Genomic DNA, 23228 nt, shown 5'->3' with positions numbered 1-23228 from the left:
GTGTCCTCCTTGACTTGGGCTGTTCGCTTCGTTCGGGTCACCGTAGGTTCGTTCGCAGCTTGAACGACATGGGATGATCCATCCGAACTCCGGCGCGAGCGAGGATGAAATGACCCAAACCCATGATCCGTTCGGCTCGGATGTGAATGTCCCGTTACGGGCCGTGGTCGGCAACCCGGAACTGGCGGTCGACCCGGTCGTGGAGACCCTGCGGCCGGGCTCGCTCGACGCCCCGGTGCGCTGGGCGCACGTCAGCGAGCTGCTGGATCCCGCGCCGTACCTGCTCGGGGCGGAACTGCTGCTCACCGCCGGGGTGAACCTGCCGGTGGAAGCGGCCGAGATCGACCGCTACGTCCGGCGGCTGGCCGAAAGCGGGATCTCCGCGCTGGGGTTCGGGCTCACGCCGGGTGCCTACGAGACGCTGCCGCCGCCACTGCGGACGGCGTGTGCCCGGCACGGGCTTCCGCTGCTGGTCGTCCAGCCGCGGACGCCGTTCCTCGCGATCAGCCGGGCGGTGTCGGTCGCGCTGGCCGAGGCGGGGCAGCGCGAACAGCGGCGGATCGCGGTCGCGCGCGAGGCGCTGACCAGGGCGGCCGGCGACGGGCTCGGCGAACTCGCGAGCGCGCTGGCCGGGCGGCTCGGGGCCTGGGTGGCGCTGGTCGGCGTCGACGACGCCCTGGCCGCGGACCACGGGGCGCCGACGCCGCTGCCGCCGGAAGTCCGGGAGCTCGTCGCCACGCTCCGGACGGGCCGGGGGATCCGCAGCGCCACGACGGAACTGGCCGACGGCACGCACGTCGTCGCCCAGCCGGTGTACCCGCAGGCGACGGCGTCGCATCTGGTCGTGGTCGGCCGCGTCGCGCGGTTCGACGGCGCGGACCGCTCGATCCTGTCGGTCGGGGCGGCGCTGCTCGGGCTGGTGGGCCGGGCGGGTTCGGACGCGGCCGGGCTGGGCGCCACCGCCACGGCGTTGCTGCTGGGCGAGACCGACGTGCTCGGCGGGGACGAACGCCGCCTGGTCGCGGGGATCGCGTACCGCCGCGGGCCGAACGAGGTCGCCGCCCGCTACGACTGGCTGCGCGCCCGGCTCGACACGCCGCTCGTCCGGTTGCGGCCGGGGCCGCGGTTCACCGCGATCGTCCGCGAGGCGCCGGACATCGGCGACCTCGACCGGCTCCGCGCCGACGGCTGGCTCGCGGTCGTGGGTTCGCCCGTCCCGCCCGGACGGCTGCCCGAGGCGGCGGGCGAAATCGAGTTGCTGCTGACGCGGGCCGCCGCGCTGGAACGGCCGGTGGTGGCGGAAGGCGGTTCGGGGCTGGACGCGCTGATCGATCCGGGCGCCGCGGCCGGGTTCGCCGCCCAGGCGCTGGCGCCGCTGCGGGAACTCGACCGGAAGGGCGACCGCGAACTGGTCGGCACGCTGCGGACCTGGCTCGCGCACCACGGCGGCTGGGACCGGACGGCCGCCGAACTCGGCGTGCACCGCAACAGCGTCCGGCACCGGATCGGGCAGATCGAACGGGCGCTGGGGGTGGACCTGGCGGATCCGGAGATCCGGATGCGGCTGTGGTTCGCCCTGCGTTGGTCCTCGTGAGTGGTAGGGACGGTTAGAACCGTCCCTACCACTCACGAGGCTGGACCGGCGATGTCACGTGATCGACCGGACGACACGCGTGATCCGGGGGACGACACGCGTGACTGGATGGACGACACGACCGCGGCCGGGGTCCGCCGCGTGTCGTCCGTTCAGTCACGCGAACCCGCCGCTCGCGCACCGGCGGTAGGGACAAGTCCAATAAGGTCACTCTCAGGAATGTGTGGCAACGTAGGGTCGTGCGAATTCTGGTAGTCGAAGACGAAGAACCCCTCGCCGACGCGATCGCACGCGGCCTGCGGCGCGAGGGTATGGCGGTGGACATCGCGCTCACCGGTGACGACGGGCACGAGAAGGCCGCCGTCACCCGGTACGACGTCGTGCTGCTCGACCGCGACCTGCCCGGGATGTCCGGTGACGACCTGTGCCGCGAGATCGTCGCGTCCGGCGAGCTGACCCGTGTCCTGATGCTGACCGCGAGCAGTTCCGTCTCGGACCGCGTCGACGGACTTTCCCTCGGCGCCGACGACTATCTCGCCAAGCCGTTCGCCTTTCCCGAACTCGTCGCGCGCGTGCGGGCGCTCGGGCGCCGCGCGACCCCGGCCGCACCGCCGCTGCTGACTTCGGGCGACGTCGAACTGGATCCGGCGAGGCGGACCGTCCGCCGCGCGAGCGGTCCGGTCGAGCTGACCCGCAAGGAGTTCGGTGTCCTGGAGGTGCTGCTGTCGGCCGCCGGTTCGGTGGTCAGCAGCGAGGAACTGCTCGAACGCGTGTGGGACGAGAACGCCGACCCGTTCACCACCACCGTCCGGGTCACCGTGATGACGCTGCGCAAGAAGCTCGGCGAGCCGGGCATCATCGAGACCGTCGTCGGCTCCGGCTACCGGGTGCCGGAGCAGGGGACCGCACGCGGGTGAACCTGTCCGGTGCCCGCAGCCTGCGCGCGCGGGTCACGCTGCTCGCGACCGGGCTGGTGGCGCTGGTCAGCCTCCTGTTGCTCTGGCTGACCTGGAACCTGGTCGGCGACGCGGTTTCCGCCGTCCCGCAGCTGCCGCCGGGCACCACGGTGCGGGTCGACGGCGTCGACGTCGACGCTTCCGCGGTCACCGAACACCTGCGGGTGTACGCCACGAACCGGGTGCTGCTGTTCGGCGCGGTCGCGTTCTGTTTCGTCGTGCTGGCGGCGGGGATCCTCGCGTGGACGTTCACCGCGCGGGTCCTGCAACCGCTGCGCGAGATCACCGGTACCGCGCGGCGCCTGTCGATCGAATCGATGGGGGAGCGGATCGGCGAGGTCCGCACGAAGGACGAACTCGCCGAACTGGCCGAGACCTTCGACGACATGCTCGACCGGTTGCAGGCCGCGTTCGACGCGCAACGGCATTTCGTCGCGAACGCCAGCCACGAACTGCGGACGCCGCTCGCGGTCATCCGCACCGAACTCGACGTCACCCTGGCCGACGAGCACGCGGACGAAGCCGAATTACGCCGGATGGCGGGTGTGGTCCGCGACGCGACCGAGCGGGCCGAGCGGCTGGTCGGTTCGCTGCTGCTGCTCGCGCGCACGGACGGCGCGGGACTGGTGGCGAGGGAACCGGTCGATCTCGCGGTGATCGTCGCGATCGCGTGGCGCGCGGCGCGGCCGGACGCGGAGAAACGCGGCCTCCGTGTCGAATTCGCCACCCAGGGAGCGCCGACGTTCGGCGATCCGGCGCTGCTGGAACGAATCGCGGGAAATCTGCTGGAGAACGCCGTGCGGCACAACGTCGACGGTGGCTGGCTGGACGTCGTCACGCAAGCGGGTCCACAGTGGTCGGTGCTGCGGGTGCGGTCGTCCGGCGGTCTGCTCGACCCGGCCGCGGTCCCCGAACTGTTCGAACCGTTCCGCCGCGCCGGCGTCGCCAGGACCGCCCGCACCGGCGCCGGGCTGGGACTTTCGATCGTGCGGGCCGCGGTCCAGGCGCACGGTGGCACGGTGTCCGCGGAACCCGTTGTGGGCGGCGGTCTTTCGGTGACCGTGCACCTGCCCGCGCTGCCTTGACCCGCGGCCGGGGTTACGGTTCAAGTATGGTCCCCAGCATTCGGCTGAACAACGGAACGTCCCTCCCGCAACTCGGGTTCGGGGTGTACAAGATCGGCGACGACGAGGTCGTGGGCGCGGTCCGCACCGCCATCGAGGCGGGTTACCGGGCCATCGACACCGCGACCCTGTACGCCAACGAACGCGGAGTCGGCGAGGCCGTCCGCACCAGCGGGCTGCCCCGCGAGGAACTGTTCGTCACCACGAAACTGTGGAACACCGAGCACGGCTACGACTCGGCGTTGCGTGCCTTCGACACGAGCCTGGGTGAACTCGGTCTCGAGTATGTCGACCTGTACCTGATCCACTGGCCGCTGCCGTCGCAGGACAAGTACGTGGAAACGTGGCGGGCGCTGGAAAAGATCGCCTCCGACGGCCGGGCGAAGGCGATCGGCGTCTCGAACTTCCAGATCCCGCATCTGGAGCGGCTGATCGAGGAGACCGGGATCGTCCCGGCGGTGAACCAGATCGAATGTCACCCGTGGCTGCAGCAGCCGCTGCTGCGGAACTTCCACGAGAAGCACGAGATCGTCACCGAGGCCTGGGGTCCGCTGGCGCGCGGCGGGGACCTGCTCGCCGACGAGAAGATCACCACGATCGCGGAGAAGCACGGCAAGACGCCGGCGCAGGTCGTGCTGCGCTGGCATATCGAGATGAACCACCTGGTGATCCCGAAATCCGTCACGCCGGAACGGATCAAGGAGAACATGGACGTCTTCGACTTCGCCCTCGACGCGCACGATGGCGCCGCGATCGCGACGCTGGAGCAAGGGAAGCGGCTGGGGCCGGACCCGGACACCCTCGGCTCGTGAGTGGTAAGGACGGTTCTAACCGTCTTTACCACTCACGAGGCCCAAGGACTACCGCACGTCCACGAAGATCGGGTTCCCGTAGAGCCACAGGTCTTCGAACGGGTTCGACTGCCCGACCACGTCGGCGCTCGGTTCGATCCCGCCTGCCACGTGCTTCTTGCCGTCCGTGCCGCGCGTGCGCACGAAGAACGGCTCGCGCACGTTGCGGAACGTGTGCCGGAAGGCCACCCGCCGTCCCGGCGCCCACCGCGGTTCGAAGGACCGCACGACCCGCGTGCCCGGGGCGGTCTGCGCGTCCCGGTCTGCGGCCGGGCCGGTCACCGGTCCCGAAACGAGGTCGAGCCGCGCGAGCCGGGGGATCGTGCCGCCGCCGTTCGGCCGGGCGGCCAGCTTCGCCGAGACGACGACCGTGACGTCGGATCCGCGCCGCACCCGCAGCCTGCCGCCCATCGTCGCCGAGCTCCACCCGCTGTACGCGCCGAACTCCAGTTCCTGCGCGAGCCCGCCGTGGACCACCCAGACGCGTCCCGCGCGCAGGCCCTCCAACACACCTTCGTGGCTTCGGCGCGACACACCGACGACGGTCCGGCTGAACTCGGCGGGGGCGAAGTCCGCGTACGGGGGCAGAGTCTGCGGGACGCCGGTGTCGATCGGGTCCGGGTAGGCGCCGTGCTCGTCGTAGTAGCCGTCCGGGACGCCGGGCCGGACGTGGGTGTCGCCGCGGTTGTAGTGCGAGTCGGAGTTGCTGGTGATCCACCACGGCTTTCCTTCGGCCAGCAGCGAATCCCAGAGCCCGCCGACGGTCGCGGTGCTCCAGTCGAAGCCTCCGTAGGTGCGGTAAGCCGACGCGGGGAAACCCGGCCACGAGTTCGAACCGGGGGAGTTGCCGTATCCGCCACGCGCGCCGCCGCCGCTCCCGAGCGGCTTCGGGAAGCCGTCGGCCTGGGCACCCGGCGCGCCTTCCATGCCGATGACGATCCCGGGTGCGGCGTCGCGCAGCGCGCGGATCTCGTGCGGGGCGATCCGGCCGTTGCGCAGCGGATGGTTGACGACCACCACCGGCGCGTGGATCCGGCGGGCCCGCTCTTCGGCGGCGAGCCAGCGGATCGCCGCGACGGCCAGCGCCTCGTTGTCCGGGGTGCCCGGTTCGGTCCCGGTCAGCCGCCAGTCGAAGGCACGCTCGAACTCGCGCAGTTTCCCGGCCTGGTTCGCACCCGCCTGGAAGAACAGCGTGGCGTGCTCGGCGCCCGGCACGTTCCACTCCATGCCCTGCCACAGCAGGAGATCGGGGTGCTCGCGCTGCGCCGCCCGGATCGCGGCGTCCGTGCGCTCCACCGACGACTTCTCGTGCGCGGCGTGGCCGTGATCGGTGATCACCGCCCAGTCCGCCCCGTGGCGGCGCGCGTCGACGGCGATTCCGTCCACTGTGTACATCGCGTCGTAGGAGTACTGCGTGTGGATGTGGTGATCGCCCACCAGCCACCGGTAGCGGTCCCGGCCGAAGAGCAGGTCTACATCGATGTCGAGATCGAAGTTCAGGTCGAGGGCGTCCGCCGGGGCGGTGGCGGCGAGCGGGGCTCCCGCGGCCGCCGCGGACACGAGGCCCGCGCGCTTGAGGAATCCGCGGCGGTCGACGCCGGGCTTTTCGCTGTTCACCGGCGGCACGGTAAAGAGCGCGGCTGAACGGGTGATGTCCGGACGGCGAATGAACCGCGCCGTGTGATGATCGTCCCTGTGGAACAACCGGAACGGACACCCAAGGCACCGCGGCGGTTGCTCTGGGTGGTCGGAGTCGTCGCGGTCCTGGTCGTCGCCGCTGCCGTGACGACGGGCGCCGTCGTTCTGAACCGGGCCACCGATCCGCCCGCCCCGGCGGCGCTGCCACGGGACACCGTGCCCGTTCCGCTGGGGGAGCGGGAACTGTGCGGGCTCCGGTTGCTCGTGGCCGTCGGTGCCGACGCGGACATGGCCGTCGCCGCCGAGGCGCTCCGGGATGATCCGAAGGCCCGCCGGGTGTTCACCGAAACCAAGGCGCGGGCGTACGAGCGCTTCAAGCAGCTCTTCGCGGACCGGCCGGAACTGCTGAGGTCGGTGACCCCGGACCTGCTCCCCGCGGCCGTCCATCTGGTGCCCGTTGCCGGAATCGACGTCGAAGCGTGGGCGAACGAGCTGCGGCAGCGGTTCCCGAAGGCGGAGAAGGTCGACGTGCTCGATCCGGCGCGGATCGCCGCTCAGCTGACGACCACGCCGCCGCCCTGCCCGCCTTCGGGGGAACGCTGACGGCCCGTCTCCCCGGGGGATGGCCGGGGAGACGAACTTTCCCGTACAGGCCCAAGGCTTTCACGAAAACGTAGCGGCTCGCCATCAAATCCGCGGAAAACGTGAAAGGCCACCGCCTGCGATCAGGGGATCGCCGACGGTGGCCTTTCGTCGAGGCTCAGGAGAGCGGCACGCTCGCCACACCCGGGGCCAGGAACGGCTTGCCGTTGACCTTCTCGGACACGCCCGCCCGGTCCAGGTACGGCGTGATGCCGCCGAGCCAGAACGGCCAGCCCGCGCCGAGGATCAGGCACAGGTCGATGTCCTGCGCCTCCGCGACCACGCCCTCGTCGAGCATGATCCGGATCTCTTCGGCGATCGCGGCCAGCGCGCGGTCACGCACCTGCTCGGACGTCGACGGCGCGTCGCCTTGCTGCCAGAGTTCGGCGACCTCGGGGTCGACGGTGGCGTTGCCCTTGTCGTCCCACTGCCAGACGCCCTTCTTGCCCGCCTTGACGAAGCGGTCCAGGTTCTCGCTGACGGTGAACCGGTCCGGGAACGCCCCGTGCAGGGTTTCCCCGACGTGCAGGGCGATCGCCGGGCCGACGAGCTGCATCAGCGTCAGCGGCGTCATCGGCAGGCCCAGCGGCTCGAGTGCCTTGTCGGCGACCTCGAACGGCGTGCCTTCGTCGACGGTCACCAGCACCTCACCGAGGAAGCGCAGCAGCAGCCGGTTGACCACGAACGCGGACGCGTCCTTGACCAGCACGCTCGACTTCTTGAGCTGCTTGCCGAGCGCGAACGCCGTCGCCAGTGCGGCGTCGTCGGTCTTCTCCGCGCGGACGATCTCCAGCAGCGGCATCACCGCGACCGGGTTGAAGAAGTGGAACCCGACCACGCGCTCCGGGTGCTTCAGCTGCGACGCCATCGCGGTGATCGACAGCGACGAGGTGTTCGTCGCCAGGATCGCCTCGGGCGAGACGTACTGCTCCAGGTCGGCGAAGACCTTCTGCTTGACACCCAGCTCTTCGAACACCGCCTCGATCACGAAGTCGGCGTCGGCGAAGGCGGACTTGTCGAGCGAGCCGGTGACCAGTGCCTTCAGCCGGTTCGCGCCGTCCGGCGAAACCCGCTTCTTGGCCAGCAGCTTGTCGATCTCACCGTGCACATAGGACACACCCTTGTCGACGCGTTCCTGGTCGACGTCGGTGAGCACCACGGGCACCTTGAGGCGACGGACGAACAGCAGCGCCATCTGGCTGGCCATCAGGCCCGCGCCGACGATGCCGACCTTGTTCACCTTGCGCGCCAGCGACTTGTCGGGCGCGCCCGCCGGCCGCTTGGCCCGCTTGTTGACCAGGTTGAACGAGTACAGCCCGGCGCGCAGGGTGTCGTCCATCAGCAGTTCGGCGAGCCCGTCGGTCTCGGCCGCGTAACCGCGGTCGAGATCGTTCTCGCGGGCCAGCTCCAGCAGCTCGACGGCCTTGGTCGCGCCGGGGGACGCGCCCTTGGTACGTCCGTCCACAATGGCCCTGGCGCGGGCGATCGCGGCGTCCCAGCCCGCGCCGCGGTCGATCTCGCGGCGGGCGGGGGTGATCTCGCCGTTGACGACCTTCGCCAGCCACAGCAGGGACTGCTCCAGGTAGTCGGCCGAGCCGAAGACCTCGTCGACGATGCCGAGCTCGGCCGCCTGCGCGACCTTGAGCATCTTGTTCTGGGCCAGCGCGTTCTCGATGATCACGGTGACCGCGGCGTCCGGCCCGATCAGGTTCGGCAGCAGCTGCGTGCCGCCCCAGCCCGGGAACAGGCCGAGGAAGACCTCGGGGAACGCGATCGCGGCGGTGTTCTCCGACAGTGTGCGGTAGTGGCAGGAGAGCGCGAGTTCGAGTCCGCCGCCCATCACCGCGCCGTTGACGAAGCCGAAGGTCGGGATCTCGGATTCGGTGAGACGCCGGAACACGTCGTGCCCCGTCTGCGCGATCTCCCGCGCCAGCGCCGGATCCGCGACCGCTTCGACACCGGACAGGTCGGCGCCGACGGCGAAGATGAACGGCTTGCCGGTGACCGCGATCGCGGCGGGTTCCGCGGCGAAGGCGGTGTCGATCGCGGCGTTGAGGCTCACCAGGCCCTGCGGGCCGAAGGTGTTCGGCCGGGTGTGGTCGTGGCCGTTGTCCAAGGTGATCAGCGCGACCGGCTTGTCGAGGCCGGGCACCTTCACCAGACGCGTGACCGCGTTCGTGACGACCTCGTCGGGGAAGGCGGCCTTCGCCTGCTCAGCGGTGAAAGTCATGTTACTTCGCCCCCTCGAACGCCGGGTTCTCCCAGATCACGGTGCCGCCCATGCCGATACCGATGCACATGGTGGTCAGGCCGTAACGCACGTCGGGGCGCTCGGCGAACTGACGGGAAAGCTGCGTCATCAGCCGGACACCGGAGGACGCGAGCGGGTGACCGCAGGCGATCGCGCCACCCCACTGGTTGACGCGGGGGTCGTCGTCGGCGATGCCGAAGTGGTCGAGGAACGCGAGCACCTGGACCGCGAACGCCTCGTTGATCTCGAACAGGCCGATGTCGTCGATCGACAGACCGGTGCGCTTGAACAGCTTCTCGGTGGCGGGCACCGGGCCGATGCCCATGACCTCCGGCTCGACACCGGCGAAGGAGTAGCCCACCAGGCGCATGCCGATCGGCAGGCCGAGCTCGCGGGCGGTGTCCTCGTCGGCGAGCAGTGCCGCGGTGGCGCCGTCGTTGAGACCGGCCGCGTTGCCCGCGGTGATCCGGCCGTGCGGGCGGAACGGCGTCTTCAGCCCGGCGAGCTGCTCGACGGTGGTGCCGGGGCGCGGCGGCTCGTCCTCGGTCGCGAGTCCCCAGCCCAGGTCCTTCGAGCGAGTGGCGACCGGGACCAGCTCGGGGCCGATCTTGCCGGTCTTCACGGCCTCGGCGTACTTCTCCTGGCTGCGCGCGGCGAAGGCGTCGGTGCGCTGCTTGGTGATCTCGGGGAACCGGTCGTGCAGGTTCTCCGCGGTCTGGCCCATGACGAGCGCCGTCGGGTCGACGAGCTTGTCGGCGATGATGCGCGGGTTCGGGTCGACGCCCTCGCCCATCGGGTGGCGGCCCATGTGCTCGACGCCGCCGGCGATGGCGATGTCGTACGCGCCGATGCCGATCCCGCTCGCGGTCGTGGTGACCGCGGTCATCGCGCCCGCGCACATCCGGTCCAGCGCGAAGCCGGGCACCGACTTCGGCAGGCCGGCCAGCAGCGCGGCGGTGCGGCCGATGGTCAGGCCCTGGTCCCCGATCTGGGTGGTGGCGGCGATCGCCACCTCGTCGACGCGCTCGGGCGGCAGCTCGGGATGCCGCCGCAGCAGTTCACGGATGGCGTTGACGACGAGATCGTCGGCACGGGTGCCGGCGTACATTCCCTTTTCGCCTGCCTTGCCGAAGGGCGTTCGCACCCCTTCGACGAAGGCGACATTGCGTACCGACCGCGCGTTCGGCGCGAGCGGTGTTGCTCCTGCGGCCACGAATGCTCCTGAAGTAGAGGTAGTCCTGACCGCACCCTAGCCCCGGTTACCGGTCGGTAACCAGGATGGTGGCCCGGTCGAGTGGGGGAAGGCACACTCCCGGGGTCACCCGCCTCGGCCGCTTGGCCGATCCGGGGGCGGTGGGGAAGTTGCTATGTTCGAAGTGATCAGGGGAGGGATCACGATGAACTCGCCGGGGCCGGCCGTCGCCCGTCGTGCGCTACTGGGGATGGCGGTCCTCGCGTCGCTGGCCGCCTGTACCCGCGGGACTCCGCCGCCGGGCACTTCGACCCCTCCACCGCCTCCGCCGTCCACCACGCGCCAGTTCCACGACCGGTTGATGGAGCTGGAGAAGAAGTTCGACGCCAGGCTCGGCGTGTACGCGGTCGACACCGGAGGCGGCGCCACGGTCGAGCACCGCGCCGACGAGCGCTTCGCGTTCTGCTCGACGTTCAAAGGGGTGGCCGCCGCCGCGGTTCTGCAGCGCAATCCGTTGTCACATCTGGAAACCCGGGTCGACTACTCGCGGGACGACCTGGTGAAACACGCTCCGGTCACCGGGCGGCACGTGGCCACCGGCATGACGATCCGCCAGCTGTGCGACGCCGCCATCCGGTTCAGCGACGGTACCGCGGGCAACCTGCTGCTGCGGGACCTCGGCGGCCCCGCCGAACTGACGGCGTTCACGCGCAGCCTCGGCGACACCGTCACACGGATGGACCGGATCGAACCGGCCATCACCGAGGCCACCCCGGGCGACCTGCGCGACACCACGACACCGCGGGCCTTCGCCGCCGATTACCGGAAGATCGTGCTGGGCGACACGCTGCCTGCCGACAAGCGGGACTTCCTGCGCGACCTCTTCCAGCGCAACACCACCGGCGCCCAGCGGATCCGGGCCGGCCTGCCGTCCGGCTGGACCGTCGCCGACAAGACGGGGACCGGCGAGTACGGCACGCTGAACGACATCGCCGTCGTCTGGCCGCCGGACAAGCCGCCGCTCGTCGTCGCGATCATGTCCAGCAAGGCGGCCAAGGACGCCCCGTACGACCAGGCCCTGCTCGCCGAAGCCGCGAAGTACGTGGCCGAAACGCTGGCCTAGACCGAACTCGCGAGTGACGCGCTAGTTGCCGGTGGCGCTGGGAAGCAGGGCGGGGCAACCGCTGGTCTTGTAGGCCGGGTCGTACTCGAAGTGCCACTTCTCGTTGTCGTAGCGGCGGCACCAGCCGAGCGCGCCACCCTTCTTGTCCACCCACGCGGCCGAGTTCAGCGGCTGGATGTCGACGGCGATTCCCTTGACGTGCATGGACGTCTCCGGCTGCAACGCCCACTTCTTGGCCTGCTCCACGGAGCCGAACCGCTCGACCGCCTTGTCGAACTCGCGCTGCTGCTGGCTCCGGCTGCGCTTGCCGTCGTTCACGCAGAGCGTGACGTTCTGTGCTTTGGCCTGGGCGCGCAGGGCGTTCCACGCTTCGATCACGTCCGGGCGCATACCGAAGGTGTCTTCGTCGACATAACGCTTGTCGACGGCGCACGTCGGGCCGCTCTCGGGTCCGGGAACCTCTTCGAGGACGGCGAGCGCCTGCCCGTTCACCGGCTTGACGGCCACTCCGGTGGCGCCCAGTGTCACCATCGCGGCCCCGACGAGGCCCAGCGCCACGAGCACACTGATCGCGGTCCGGCGGCTGGGGGTGGATGTGGTCGGCACCACCCCGAAGCTACCCAGTGTCCGGCGGTGCGCCAGGGTTTGTGAGGTTGTTCCCAGAACGCTACGGGAAGCCAACCGAATCGGAAAAGGCCAGGTGGAGGGTGTGTGCCCGGGTCCTTGGGCGACACGAGCCGGGTCCCCAATGCCGCATTGGAGACGCTCAGCGTCCCTGATGCGACATCGGGAACATCCGGCCCGGCGCCGAGTCGACGTGGCGACGGGCCCTACGAGACGCTCAGCGGCTCAGGTATCCGAGCCACCCGCCGTACCTCGTGATGTCCTCGGCGCCCTCCACCGCGCCGGGCTCGCAGACGAACCCGGACACCTCGCTCCCGTCGGCCAGCCGCACCTTGCCGATCGCCAGCGGCGCGGGAACGCCCGCCACGAACTCGCCGAAGCCGCCCAACGGCAGGTCCCACACCTCGGCCTCGATCGCCGCGCCGCCCGAAGCGACCCGGACGAGACCGGGTTTGGGCGGCACGGTGTCCAGTGCGTGGAGCCGGTATTCGGCCGCGGTCGGCCCGGCGAAAACGAACCTGCCGCCCCGCGAGGTCAGCTCGTGGTTCAGCGGCTGACCGCGCAGATGGGCGCCGACGACGGCGATCCGTGTCCGCCGCGGCACCGAGCGGGCGACGTCGGCCAGGATCCGGTCGGCGTACGCGGCGCCGACCAGCATCACCCCGAACGGCAACCCGCCGACGGTGCCGGCGGGCACGGCCAGCGACGACAGGCCCAGCAGGTTCGTCGAGTTCGTGAACCGGCCCAGCCGCGCGTTCACGCCCAGCGGATCGGCCTCGACGTCGGCGATCGTCGGGTGTTCCGTCGTCGTGGGAAGCAAGAGGCAGTCCACAGTGGACAACACTGCCGACGCTTCACGAGAAAGATCCCCGAGCGTCGCGAGGTCGCTGAACAACCGGTGTGCCGGGATGTCCTTCGCCGCGCCGATGATCCGCCGCACGGCCGGATCGACGGCATCCGGGTGAGTGTCGATGAACTCACCGACCGCCGAGTACCGCTCGGCGACGAAGGCGCCTTCGTACAGCAGGCGCGCCGCGTCCAGGAACGGCGATATGTCGACAGGGACCAGTTCCGCGCCCTCGTCACGGAACTCCCGGGCCGCCGTGGAGAACGCCTCGGCCCACCCCTCCTGGAGCGGCCCCACCTCGGACGGCACGCCGATGCGGAAAGGACGGTTCAGCACGGGAAGATCCCGCGGCTCGCTCAGACAGGCGAACGCCGCCGAAGCCTCGTCGACCGTCCGCGCGAACACGGTCACGCAGTCGATGCTCGCGCACGCGGGCACGACACCGGCCGTCGGCAGCAGCCCCCGCGTCGGCTTCAGCCCGACGATCCCGTTGAACGCCGCCGGGACCCGGCCGGATCCGGCGGTGTCCGTGCCCAGCGCGAGATCCGCGATCCCGAGTGCCACCGCGACCGCCGACCCCGAACTCGACCCACCCGCGACGTACGCCGGATCGATCGCGTTCCGGACCGCGCCGTGCGGGCTGCGCGTGCCGACCAGCCCGGTCGCGAACTGGTCCAGATTGGTCGTGCCCAGGATCAGCGCCCCGGCCGCGCGCAGCCGCGCCACCACCGGCGCGTCCTCGGCGGGCGAGTAGGCGTACCCGGGACAGGCCGCCGTCGTCGGCAGCCCGGCGACATCGATGTTGCCCTTCACCGCGGCCAGTTTCCCGTACAGCGGCAAGGATTCCCCCGCCGCGCGACGGGCTTCCAGCTTCTCCGCGTCGGCGAGGACGGCTTCCTCCGGGTGCAGGTCGATCCAGATCTCGGGCCGGTCGACCCGCACGATCCGGTGGTACGCGGCGCGCACCCGTTCCAGCACGCTCATCCCGCGCTCCTTCCCAGTACCACCAGCGGCGTGCCGGGGGCGACCTGATCACCGGGGGAGACGAGCACCTCGACGACCTCCCCGGCGGCGGGCGCGGGGATCCGCGCCTCGGTCTTCATCGCTTCGAGGATCACCAGCGTCTCCGCCGCGCCGACCTTCTTGCCGGGCTCGACGTCCACTCGCCACACGGTCGCGGCGAACGGTGCCTCGACGACGTGCCCACCGGGCGGCGCCTCGACCTTCGTGGTCGGGACTTTCGCCCCGACGGGTTCCGGTCGCGGGTCGAATTCGCCCGCCGCCGCCCAGGCCTGCCGTTCCGCCTCGAACGCCGCGCTCTGCTTCGCCCGGAACGCGGCGATGTCGGCGGCGTTGTCGGCCAGGAACCGCTCGTGGTCGGCCAGCGCGAACTCGCCGTCGGTGATGTCGAGGTCCAGTTCTCCCGCCGAACTCCGAGCCCGAAGGTCGAGCAACTCCTCCGCGGTCACCGGGTACCACGAGATCCGGTCGAAGAAGCGCAGCAGCCACGGCGAACCCGGTTCGAACGACCCGCGTTGCCGCCAGCCGCTCCACACCTGGACGGTCCGCCCGACGAACTGATACCCGCCGGGGCCTTCCATCCCGTAGATGCACAGATACGAGCCGCCGATGCCGACCGAGTTCTCCGCGGTCCAGGTCCGCGCCGGGTTGTACTTCGTGGTGACCAGCCGGTGCCGCGGGTCCAGGGGAGTGGCCACCGGCGCGCCGAGGTAGACGTCGCCGAGGCCGAGCACCAGGTACTCCGCGTCGAAGACCGTGCGGTAGACGTCGTCCACACTGGACAGACCGTTGACCCGCCGGATGAACTCGATGTTCCACGGGCACCACGGCGCGTCGTCGCGTACGCCCGCCATGTACCGCTCGATCGCCTCGCGCGTCGCCGGGTCGTCCCACGACAACGGCAGCCGCACGGTCCGGCTCGGCACCACGAGCTCGGCGGTGCGCGGCAGATCGTGCTCCACCTCCTGCACGAGGCCGAGCAGTTTCGGCACCGGCAGCACGTCCGGGTCGACGTGCACCTGCAGCGAGCGGATGCCCGGCGTCAAGTCGACGACGCCGTCGTGCCCTTCCGTGGCCAGCCTGTCGGCCAGGGCATGGACCCGCATCCGCAGGGCCAGGTCGAGTTTCATCGGCCCGTACTCGATCAGCAGGTTGTCGTCGCCGCTGCGCCGGTAGGTGACCTCGGGGTTTTCGTCCGATGTGGACAGGCGGCCGAGGATGCCACCGTCGTCGATCGGTGTCCGGCTCGCCTTGACCGCCTTGGCCGGTTCGTCATGCAACGCGCCGGCGTGCTCGAGGGTGATCGGCACGAACCGCACGGTGTCGCCCGGCCGCAGCTGGCCGAGTTTCCAGCGCTGCCCGGTCACGACGGTCGCCGGGCAGACGAAACCGCCGAGGCTCGGCCCGTCCGGGCCCAGCAGGATCGGCAGGTCGCCGGTGTAGTCGACGGCGCCGATCGCGTACGGCGTGTCGTGGATGTTCGACGGATGCAAACCCGCCTCGCCGCCGTCCTCCCTCGCCCAGCGTGGCCGGGGCCCGACGAGCCGGACGCCGGTCCGCGCGGAGTTGAAGTGCACTTCCCAGTCCGTGGCGTAGAACGTCTCGACGTCCTCCCGGGTGAAGAACTCCGGCGCGGCGTGCGGTCCCTCGGCCGCGCCGATCTCCCAGTGTGCCGCGAAAACCGGGCGTTCGGCTTCGGGGACCGGACCGGTGGCGTGCCCCGGTTCCGGACCGGGGGAGAGGACATCACCGGTCGCCAGCGCGCGGCCGCCATGCCCGCCGAAGCCGCCGAGGGTGAACGTCGCCGCGCTGCCCAGGAAGTCCGGCACGTCGATCCCGCCGCGGACGAGCACGTACGCGCGGAGCCCGGCGGTCCCGGTGCCGACGTCGAGCACGCCACCGGCGGGGACCTCGATCGGCGCCCATTGGGGGACGGGTGAACCGTCGACGGTCACCGGTGACGGCGATCCGGTGACGCAAACGATTGCGTCTTCGGTGAATCGCAGGGAGACACCGTCCACAGTGCACTCCAGGCCGGCCGCGCCTTCGGGATTGCCCAGCGCGCGGTTGCCCAGCCGCAGGGACAGATCGTCCATCGGCCCGTTCGGCGGCACCCCCACGTGCCAGAAGCCCAGCCGCCCCGGCCAGTCCTGGACGGTGGTCATCGTGCCGCCCCGCAGGACCTCGATCCGCGGCTCGGGATCGGCGATCGTGTCCAGCGTCGCGGTGTCGTGGCCGACGTCGCGCAGCCGCTGATCGGCGGCGACCGCGCGCAGCTGGCCGAGGTTCGTCCGGACGCCGTCGACCCGGCTTTCGCCGAGTGCGGCGCGCAGTGCGGCCAGTGCCTCGTCCCGGTCGGCGCCGACGGTGATCACCTTGGCGAGCAACGGGTCGTAATGCGTCGTCACGGTCGCCCCGGCCTCGACCCAGGTGTCGACTCGGACGCCTTCGGGGAAGTCCGCGCGGGTCAGCAGGCCCGCGCTCGGCCGGTGCCCGGCGGCCGGGTCCTCGGCGTAGACCCGGGCCTCGACGGCGTGCCCCCGCGGCGACGGCGTGGTCGTGAACATCCCGGTGTCGCCGTCGGCGAGCCGGAGCATCCACGCGACGAGGTCGATCCCGTACACCGCTTCGGTGACCGGATGCTCGACCTGCAGCCGCGTGTTCACTTCGAGGAACGCGGCCTCTTCACGGTCCGGGTCGTAGATGAACTCGACCGTCCCGGCCGACCGGTAATGCACGGATGCGCAGAGGTCGACGGCCGACGAGACCAGCTTCTCCCGCACCGCTTCGGGCAGGCCCGGTGCGGGGCACTCTTCGAGCACCTTCTGGTTACGCCGCTGCAAGGTGCAGTCCCGCGTGCCGAGCGCCAGTACCTTGCCCGCGCCGTCACCGAACACCTGGACCTCGACGTGCCGCGCGCGGGTCACGAGCCGTTCCAGGAACACGCCCGGGGTCGAGAAGTTCTTGGCCGCGATGCTCTGCACCGCTTCCCAGGCGTCGCGCAGTTCGACGGCGGACGCGCAGGCACGCATGCCGATCCCGCCGCCACCGCCGGTGGCCTTGAGCATCACCGGATAGCCGACCTCGGCGGCCGCCGCTTCGGCGTCGGCCAGGGTGTCCAGCAACCCGGTGCCGGGCAGCATCGGGACACCGGCCTCGGTGGCCTTCGTCCGCGCGGTGTGCTTGCTGCCGAAGACTTCGAGATGGTCCGCCGCCGGTCCGGCGAACCGGATTCCGGCCGCTTCCACCGCCCTGGCGAAAGCGGCGTCCTCGGACAGGAAGCCGTAACCCGGGTGGATGGTGTCCGCCCCGGTCTTCAACGCGGCTTCGATGATGGCGTCGGCGAGGAGGTAGCTCTCCCTCGCCGGTGCCGGGCCGAGCCGGACGGCTTCGTCGGCAAGCCGTACGTGCGCGGCCGTACGGTCGGCGTCGGAGTAGACGGCGACCGTCGGAATGCCCATCTCCCTTGCGGTCCGGATGACGCGGACCGCGATTTCCCCCCGGTTGGCGACGAGCAGCTTCACGCGTCACCGCCGGTGACGATCATCCGGACCGGCGTCGGGTCGAAGCCGTTGCACGGGTTGTTGATCTGCGGGCAGTTCGACACCAGCACGAGCACGTCGGTTTCGGCGCGCAGCTTGACCTCCAGGCCGGGTGCCGAGATGCCGTCGACGATGCCGAGTGTGCCGTCCTGTTCCACCGGCACGTTCATGTACCAGTTGACGTTGCTGACCAGATCCCGTTTGCCGAGGCCCCATTTGGCGCCTTCGGTCAGGAAATTCTCGACGCAGGCGTGCTGGTACCGCGTGTGCTGGCCGTAGCGGAGGCTGTTCGACTCCTTGCTGCAGGCGCCGCCGATCGTGTCGTGCCGTCCGCAGGTGTCTTCGACGACGGTCAGCAGCGGCGCGCCCTCGCCGGTGCGCAGGACGCTGCCGGTGGTGAGGAAGATGTTGCGCTGCGCGGTGATCGTGGCGGCCGCGCTGTATCTCTTCGCCGTGTCGGCGGCGTCGTAGCAGAGGAAGTCGACGGCCTGGTTGCCGCCGAGATCGATGATCGCGAGCGTCTCGCCCTCGCGGAGCACGGTGGAGTACGGCGCCCGCGCGGCGACCTCGGTGTCGGAGATGATCGTCATGCCAGGCCCCTTGCGGTGAGGTAATCGGCGGTGTTCTCGAAGGCGCGCTGCGCCTCGGGCGAAGCCGTCCATTCAGGACTGTCCGGAGTGGACGGCGCGGAGCGCTGGGCGAGGACGCGCAACGGGGTGACCGTGTAGTCCGGACGGGGGTCGAGCGGATGCGCCACGTTGGCGATGAGGACGACCACCGGGAGTTCCGTGCGCAGCACCACGGATCTGCCGGCGCCCGCCGAGCCGGTGAAGGTCAGCCCGCCGTCGGCCTCCACGTGCACGCCCTGGAAGAAGGACAGGCTCGGCGGCAGATCGCGCGGGGTGAGGCCGTGTTTGGCGGCGGCGAGGGTGAACAGCGCGTTCCCCGACGGCGAATCGCCCTGCGGGCTCCCGTCCCCGTAGCGCTCGGCGTTTCCGTCCACAGTGGACGTTCCGCAGAGGGCGTCGTGCTTGCCGCTCTCGTCGGTGACGACGGTCGCGAGCACCCGCGCCTGGTCCGAAAGCAGCGCGATCGCCTCGCCGAGATAGGCGTTCCACTGGACCTTCACCGTGTCGGCGACGTTCAGCCGCTCCCAGGGCTGGTCGGCGTTGAACAGCAGCAGATGCGCGCAGGCGTCGCCCTCGACGTCGGTCAGCCGCAACTCGGTGCCGCGGGCGAGGACCTTGTGGGTATAGCCACCACCGGCGACGGTCTCGGCCCAGACCAGCTTCGCCGGGTCGATCCCGGGCGGCGGATCCGGCCAGCCGGCCGCGGGGATGGCGGGCATCGCTTCGGCCACCGTGCCCGCTTGGGCGCGGGCGTGGTCGCGAGCGCCGTACGTGGTCGATGTCGTGCTCATGGAACCTTCCTTCAGGTCGCGGGGACGGGAACCGTGGTGAGCGCGGAGCGGCGGCGCCAGCAGAGGTAGCCGGTGAGCAGCGCGGCGCCGACGAACTCGATCGGGAACAACAGGACCCAGACGGAACCGGTGCCCGCCAGGTCGTAGATCTCGGCTCGTGGCCAAGCGATGTTGACGATCATCATCGCGCCGTACCCTACTGCCGCGATGTTGACCGGAATAGCCCATCGTCCCAGGGAGAAATGGCCGGGTTCGGCGCTGAACCGGCCTTGGCGGCGCCGGATCAGCAGTGGCCCGGTCACCAGGAGATAGGCGAGGTAGACCACGACCACCGAAGTGCCGGTGATGGTGCTGAAGATCGTCGGATTTCCCAGATTCAGCAGCAGGAGCCCGATGGCGAGCATCCCGGAAAGCACCGCGGGCGCGATCGGCGTGCCGGTGCGGGCGTTGACCGCCGAAAGCCTCCTGGCGCCGGGGAGCGCGCCGTCGCGGGCCATCGAGTAGATCAGCCGGACGGTGCCGGTCTGGATGGTCAGGGTGCAGACGACGACCGCGATCGCGACGTCGGCGAGGAAGATCCGGCCGAGCGTGTCGCCGAAGACGGCCGTGATCACGTACGGCAGGCCTTTCCCCGCGAGTTGCCCGTCGGTCAGGCTCGGTGCCGCCATCAGCGCGGTGATGACGACGGCGAGCCCGCCGACCCCGGAGATCAACAGCGCGCGTAGGACGGCGCGCGGCGCGATGCGGCGGGCGTCCTTGGTCTCCTCGGCGACGGAGGCGGCGGTATCGAAGCCGTACAGAACGTAAGCCGCCATCAGTGCCGAAGCGAGGACACCACCGGCTCCCGGGCTTTCGCCGGCGGGCTGGAGCACGACCTGCGGGCCGCGGACGGCGAACAGCGCGAGACCGATGATCAGCACGAGCACGCCGACGAGTTCGGCCCCGACTCCGATGTCGTTGATCCGCGCCATCAGCCGCACGCCGCCCGCGTTGATCGCGGTGGTGAGGACGATCAGCAGGGTGCCGAGCAGGACCGCGTTGCTGGCGCCGGTCGGGGAGGTGATCGCCGGATCCCCGCCGACGAGCTGGAACCCGCTCCAGACCGACGGGAGGACGACCTGGAGCGCGATCGCGGCACCGGCGAGCGCCACCACGCAGCCCACCAGCATCATCCAGCCGGCGAGCCACCCCGCGAATCCGGGGGAGAGGTGTTTCGCCCACTGGTAAACCGAGCCGGCCAGCGGGAATCGGGCGGCGAGTTCGGCGAAGTTGAGCGCGACGAGCAATTGCCCGGCGATCACCAGCGGCCAGGTCCAGAAGAAGAGCGTGTCGCCGAAGGAATAGCCGAAGGCGAACAGCTGGAACACCGTGGTCAGGATGGAAACGAAGGAGAAACCGGCGGCGAAGGCGGAGAAACCGCCCAGTGTCCGGCGGAGTTCTTGGCGGTACCCGAAGGCGGAAAGGTCTTCGGAAGGCATTTGCGGAGGCTCCTGTCTCAAGGGCCGGATTTCGATCGGCTGACCGAAATTAAGCGCGTGCGGGATCCTTCCGATCTCCGCCGGGTAAGCGCGGTGTTAACAGATACCGGATTCGGTAACCTGGGCCGACCGCCGGACGTAACAAAGATCTTCGCGGAGAAATGGCAGGATCGGATAGATGACGAAAACGACCGGGGTGGGCAGGCCGAGAGCCAGCGGCGCGGCCGCGAGCAAGCGGGAGGCGAGGCTCGCCGTCCTGGACGCGGCGGGGGAGCTGTTCACCGGCGCCGGGTACGCGGCGACGACCACGCGGGCCATCGCCGAACGCGCCGGACTGCGCCAGGCGTCGCTCTACTACCACTTTCCGTCCAAAGAGGACATTCTCGCGGCGCTGCTGGAGGACACCGTCCGGCCGTCACTGGACGTCGCGGGCGGGCTTTCGGCCAAGCTCGCGCCGGTCGGCACGCGGCTGTGGGCGCTGGCCTACGCGGACATCCATCTGCTCGGCAGCGCGCGGCACAACCTCGGCGCCCTGTACCTGCTGCCCGAGATCTCGTCGCCGCGGCTGGCCCGCTTCCGGGCGGAGCGGGCGGAACTCAAACGCGTCTACGGCTCGCTCGTCGCGGCGGCCGGCGTCCCCGGTGACCTTCGCGGCATCCGGACCGATCTCGTGTTCGGGCTCGTCGAGAGCATCGCGATCGTCCGGCGTGACCAGCCGGATCTGGACGTCGAGGCGCACGCCGTCGAAGGGGCCGACGGCGTGCTGAGGCTCACTGGTCTCGGGGAACCGGACACCGCGCTGCGCGAAGCCGCGCGGGACCTGTTGGAGGGCTGAAGCCGGGTCAGGCGGCGGTGGCCTGAAGCGCCTTGCTCAGCGCCGCCACCGTCAGCTCGACCTGCCACGGGCGGGCACCGCCGTCACGGAGGACCTGGGCGACCGAGTCCTCGCTCAGATCCGCGGGCGGACGCCAGCAGGTGCGGCGCACCAGCTCCGGCAGCAGCAGATTCTCCACCGGGAGCCGCCGGTCCTCCGCGATCGCGGACAGCGCCGCGCGGGCCGCCGAAAGCCGGGCGGCGGCGTCGGGATCCTTGTCCGACCACCGGTTCACCGGCGGCGGTCCGTCGGTCTGCTGCGCGGGGGTCGGCAGTTCGTCGGCGGGGAGAGCCCGGGCGGCCTGCAGATGCCGCAGCCAGCTCGCGGTGTACTTGCGCTGGACCCGGCCGCTGAACACCGGCAGCGCCTGCAACTGGTCGACGGTCTTCGGGTCCGCGGTGACGGCGTTGATGATCGCGCTGTCGGGCAGGATCCGGCTCGGCGCGCGGTCGCGTTTGCGGGCGAGCTCGTCACGCGCCTGCCACAGTTCGCGCACGGCGGCGAGGCCGCGGGCGCTGCGGATCTTGTGCACGCCGGACGTCCGGCGCCATGGCTCGGCCCGAGGGGCGGGCGGCGGCGCGGTGCGGACGGCCTCGAATTCCTGCTGGGCCCATTCGAGCTTGCCCTGGGCGGCCAAGTCGGCTTCGAGCTTCTCCCGCAGCTCGATGAGCAGCTCGACGTCGAGGGCGGCGTAGTTCAGCCAGTCGACGGGAAGCGGGCGCTTCGACCAGTCGGCGGCGCTGTGGCCCTTCTCCAGCTGGTAGCCGAGGAGGAGTTCGACGAGGGTGCCGAGGGCGACCCGTTCGTATCCGGCGAGCCGTCCGGCGAGTTCGGTGTCGAAGAGGCTCTTCGGGTGCAGGTCGAGTTCGGCGAGACACGGCAGGTCCTGCGAGGCCGCGTGCAGCACCCATTCGGCGTCGTTGAGCACTTCCGCGAGGGGTTCGAGCTGCCCTTCGAGCGGAATGGGGTCGATGAGGAAGGAGCCGGCGCCTTCGCGGCGCAGCTGCACGAGATAGGCCTTCGGCCAGTATCGGTAGCCGGACGCGCGTTCGGTGTCCACGGCGATGGCCCCGCTGCCGCCGGCGATCTTCGCGCAGGCTTCGGCGAGGGCGGTCGCGTCGGCGATCACCGGTGGAGTGCCCTCGGCGGGCTCACGCAGGAGGACCGGTCCACCGGTGTCATCGGTGCCGGTCTTCGGGTCCGTCTGCGGTTCTCCGGGTCGGTCGCCTTCCATAGGTGAAGACCCTACGGGACGAGCGGGCCGCGCCTGGTCCGCCCGCCCCGCAGGGCTGTTCGCCTTTGTCAGCGGATCACGCCGGCACGCATGGCCAGCGCCACCATCTGAGCCCGGTCACCCGTGCCGAGCTTGCGCCCGATGCGGGAGAGGTGAGACTTCACCGTGAGAGCGGAGAGGCTGAGTTCCTCGCCGATCTCCTTGTTGCTCTGACCGTCGGCCACGAGCTGCAGCACCTCGACCTCGCGCGCCGAAAGCTCGCGCGGGGTGTTGTCGGTGCCGGCGACCCGGGTGCCGGTGGCCAAGACCGGTGCGACGCTCGGGTCCGCGTAGACGCCGCCCTCGAGCACCCTGCGGACGCCGTCGGTCACTACGACCGGCGATGCCGACTTGAGCAGGTATGCCTGGGCGCCGGCCTGGAACGCCGACCTGACCGCGTACGGGTCGTCTGATGAAGCGAGCACCACTACTCGAGGCCAGCCATGGCTACGGAGTTCCGTAACCAGCTCGATACCGCTGCCATCCGGCAGTCCGAGATCGAGGATCGCCAGGTCACAAGGCCCGGTGGCCTGTGCTCGCGCCCTCGCCTCGGCCACCGTGGCGGCCTCGTGGACGGTGCCCGCACCCATCTGTGCGAGTCTTGCTGAGATTGCCTCCCTCAACAGCGGGTGGTCATCGACCACCAACACGGAAAAAAGCTCTTCCCGCGGGTGCGGAACCATGCTCGCCGGCAATGAACCGGCTGGCGTGGATCGGACGGCCTGAGAAATGCCGACGGTAGCCACGTCACTACCTCCCTGGAGTCGGTCGTGCCCCCC

The 23228-nt window shown here is 70.6% G+C and carries 18 protein-coding genes; 7 read left to right on the top strand and 11 right to left on the bottom strand.

What is annotated here, in order from left to right:
• The first annotated feature begins 109 nt into the window (after positions 1 to 109).
• The 4 genes from BLW75_RS10715 (at position 110) to BLW75_RS10695 (ending at position 4486) form a co-directional block, all read left to right on the top strand.
• Complete coding sequence (locus BLW75_RS10715; RefSeq protein WP_198935799.1) at positions 110 to 1594, top strand: PucR family transcriptional regulator; 1485 nt, start codon at positions 110 to 112, stop codon at positions 1592 to 1594.
• A gap of 239 nt (positions 1595 to 1833) precedes the next feature.
• Entirely contained in the window at positions 1834 to 2511 is a 678-nt protein-coding gene (locus BLW75_RS10705) for a response regulator transcription factor (protein WP_007033550.1), read from the top strand.
• Positions 2508 to 3635, top strand: a complete 1128-nt coding sequence (locus BLW75_RS10700) for a sensor histidine kinase (protein ID WP_034318050.1) — start codon at positions 2508 to 2510, stop codon at positions 3633 to 3635. The genes BLW75_RS10705 and BLW75_RS10700 overlap by 4 nt, the downstream gene beginning before the upstream one ends.
• A gap of 26 nt (positions 3636 to 3661) precedes the next feature.
• Positions 3662 to 4486, top strand: a complete 825-nt coding sequence (locus BLW75_RS10695) for an aldo/keto reductase (protein ID WP_034318054.1) — start codon at positions 3662 to 3664, stop codon at positions 4484 to 4486.
• Between the two features lie 48 nt (positions 4487 to 4534).
• Here the strand turns inward: BLW75_RS10695 and BLW75_RS10690 are convergent, their stop codons facing one another.
• Positions 4535 to 6142, bottom strand: a complete 1608-nt coding sequence (locus tag BLW75_RS10690; RefSeq protein ID WP_034318319.1) for a CehA/McbA family metallohydrolase domain-containing protein — start codon at positions 6140 to 6142, stop codon at positions 4535 to 4537.
• Positions 6143 to 6220: 78 nt separating this feature from the next.
• Here BLW75_RS10690 and BLW75_RS10685 point away from each other — a divergent pair, with 78 nt between their 5' ends.
• A complete protein-coding gene (locus BLW75_RS10685; RefSeq protein WP_143055313.1) occupies positions 6221 to 6766 on the top strand; it encodes a permease-like cell division protein FtsX in 546 nt (181 codons plus the stop codon).
• A 157-nt stretch (positions 6767 to 6923) separates the two neighbouring features.
• On the opposite strand, the gene BLW75_RS10680 is transcribed toward BLW75_RS10685, so the two are convergent.
• Both BLW75_RS10680 and BLW75_RS10675 read right to left on the bottom strand, forming a co-directional pair.
• Positions 6924 to 9035, bottom strand: a complete 2112-nt coding sequence (locus tag BLW75_RS10680; RefSeq protein ID WP_034318060.1) for a 3-hydroxyacyl-CoA dehydrogenase NAD-binding domain-containing protein — start codon at positions 9033 to 9035, stop codon at positions 6924 to 6926.
• A gap of 1 nt (position 9036) precedes the next feature.
• Positions 9037 to 10269, bottom strand: coding sequence for a thiolase family protein (locus BLW75_RS10675; protein ID WP_091597293.1), 1233 nt, complete (start codon positions 10267 to 10269; stop codon positions 9037 to 9039).
• Positions 10270 to 10453: 184 nt separating this feature from the next.
• On the opposite strand from BLW75_RS10675, the gene bla reads away from it, so the two are divergent.
• A complete protein-coding gene (bla, locus tag BLW75_RS10670) occupies positions 10454 to 11371 on the top strand; it encodes a class A beta-lactamase (protein ID WP_034318328.1) in 918 nt (305 codons plus the stop codon).
• Between the two features lie 21 nt (positions 11372 to 11392).
• On the opposite strand, the gene BLW75_RS10665 is transcribed toward bla, so the two are convergent.
• The 6 genes from BLW75_RS10665 to BLW75_RS10640 form a co-directional block, all read right to left on the bottom strand.
• On the bottom strand, positions 11393 to 11980 hold the full coding sequence (locus BLW75_RS10665; RefSeq protein ID WP_034318064.1) for a D-alanyl-D-alanine carboxypeptidase family protein: 588 nt from the start codon (positions 11978 to 11980) through the stop codon (positions 11393 to 11395).
• 232 nt (positions 11981 to 12212) lie between these two features.
• The gene (locus tag BLW75_RS10660) at positions 12213 to 13826 is read right to left on the bottom strand and encodes an allophanate hydrolase (protein ID WP_034318067.1); all 1614 of its coding nucleotides are present in this window, start codon (positions 13824 to 13826) and stop codon (positions 12213 to 12215) included.
• Entirely contained in the window at positions 13823 to 17386 is a 3564-nt protein-coding gene (uca, locus tag BLW75_RS10655) for an urea carboxylase (RefSeq protein WP_034318070.1), read from the bottom strand. Before uca ends, BLW75_RS10660 begins: the two co-directional genes overlap by 4 nt.
• Positions 17383 to 17994, bottom strand: coding sequence for an urea amidolyase associated protein UAAP2 (locus tag BLW75_RS10650; RefSeq protein ID WP_034318073.1), 612 nt, complete (start codon positions 17992 to 17994; stop codon positions 17383 to 17385). The genes uca and BLW75_RS10650 overlap by 4 nt, the downstream gene beginning before the upstream one ends.
• Positions 17991 to 18824 (bottom strand): urea amidolyase associated protein UAAP1, encoded by an 834-nt coding sequence (locus BLW75_RS10645; RefSeq protein ID WP_034318076.1) that lies wholly within the window; start codon positions 18822 to 18824, stop codon positions 17991 to 17993. The genes BLW75_RS10650 and BLW75_RS10645 overlap by 4 nt, the downstream gene beginning before the upstream one ends.
• A gap of 11 nt (positions 18825 to 18835) precedes the next feature.
• Entirely contained in the window at positions 18836 to 20302 is a 1467-nt protein-coding gene (locus tag BLW75_RS10640) for an amino acid permease (RefSeq protein ID WP_034318079.1), read from the bottom strand.
• Positions 20303 to 20480: 178 nt separating this feature from the next.
• Between BLW75_RS10640 and BLW75_RS10635 the strand changes: the two genes are divergently transcribed.
• Positions 20481 to 21137: a TetR/AcrR family transcriptional regulator gene (locus BLW75_RS10635; protein WP_034318082.1), complete on the top strand. Its 657-nt coding sequence runs from the start codon at positions 20481 to 20483 to the stop codon at positions 21135 to 21137.
• A 7-nt stretch (positions 21138 to 21144) separates the two neighbouring features.
• Here BLW75_RS10635 and BLW75_RS10630 read toward each other — a convergent pair whose 3' ends face one another.
• Both BLW75_RS10630 and BLW75_RS10625 read right to left on the bottom strand, forming a co-directional pair.
• A complete protein-coding gene (locus BLW75_RS10630) occupies positions 21145 to 22410 on the bottom strand; it encodes a ribonuclease D (RefSeq protein ID WP_034318085.1) in 1266 nt (421 codons plus the stop codon).
• 68 nt (positions 22411 to 22478) lie between these two features.
• Entirely contained in the window at positions 22479 to 23195 is a 717-nt protein-coding gene (locus tag BLW75_RS10625; RefSeq protein WP_034318331.1) for a response regulator transcription factor, read from the bottom strand.
• Positions 23196 to 23228: the final 33 nt, after the last annotated feature.

It is taken from the genome of Amycolatopsis lurida, assembly GCF_900105055.1.
GTDB classification, from domain to species: Bacteria; Actinomycetota; Actinomycetes; order Mycobacteriales; family Pseudonocardiaceae; genus Amycolatopsis; species Amycolatopsis lurida.
Note: the sequence above shows the minus strand (reverse complement) of the source record. Positions and strands in the feature narration are given on the sequence as shown.

What these genes read in the sequence shown, in the direction of transcription:
- BLW75_RS10715 (WP_198935799.1), top strand. Translation starts at nt 110, where the DNA reads ATGACCCAAACCCATGATCCGTTCGGCTCGGATGTGAATGTCCCGTTA.
- BLW75_RS10695 (WP_034318054.1), top strand. Translation starts at nt 3,662, where the DNA reads ATGGTCCCCAGCATTCGGCTGAACAACGGAACGTCCCTCCCGCAACTC.
- BLW75_RS10680 (WP_034318060.1), bottom strand. Translation starts at nt 9,035, where the DNA reads ATGACTTTCACCGCTGAGCAGGCGAAGGCCGCCTTCCCCGACGAGGTC.
- bla (WP_034318328.1), top strand. Translation starts at nt 10,454, where the DNA reads ATGAACTCGCCGGGGCCGGCCGTCGCCCGTCGTGCGCTACTGGGGATG.
- BLW75_RS10660 (WP_034318067.1), bottom strand. Translation starts at nt 13,826, where the DNA reads ATGAGCGTGCTGGAACGGGTGCGCGCCGCGTACCACCGGATCGTGCGG.
- BLW75_RS10650 (WP_034318073.1), bottom strand. Translation starts at nt 17,994, where the DNA reads ATGACGATCATCTCCGACACCGAGGTCGCCGCGCGGGCGCCGTACTCC.
- BLW75_RS10645 (WP_034318076.1), bottom strand. Translation starts at nt 18,824, where the DNA reads ATGAGCACGACATCGACCACGTACGGCGCTCGCGACCACGCCCGCGCC.
- BLW75_RS10640 (WP_034318079.1), bottom strand. Translation starts at nt 20,302, where the DNA reads ATGCCTTCCGAAGACCTTTCCGCCTTCGGGTACCGCCAAGAACTCCGC.
- BLW75_RS10635 (WP_034318082.1), top strand. Translation starts at nt 20,481, where the DNA reads ATGACGAAAACGACCGGGGTGGGCAGGCCGAGAGCCAGCGGCGCGGCC.
- BLW75_RS10630 (WP_034318085.1), bottom strand. Translation starts at nt 22,410, where the DNA reads ATGGAAGGCGACCGACCCGGAGAACCGCAGACGGACCCGAAGACCGGC.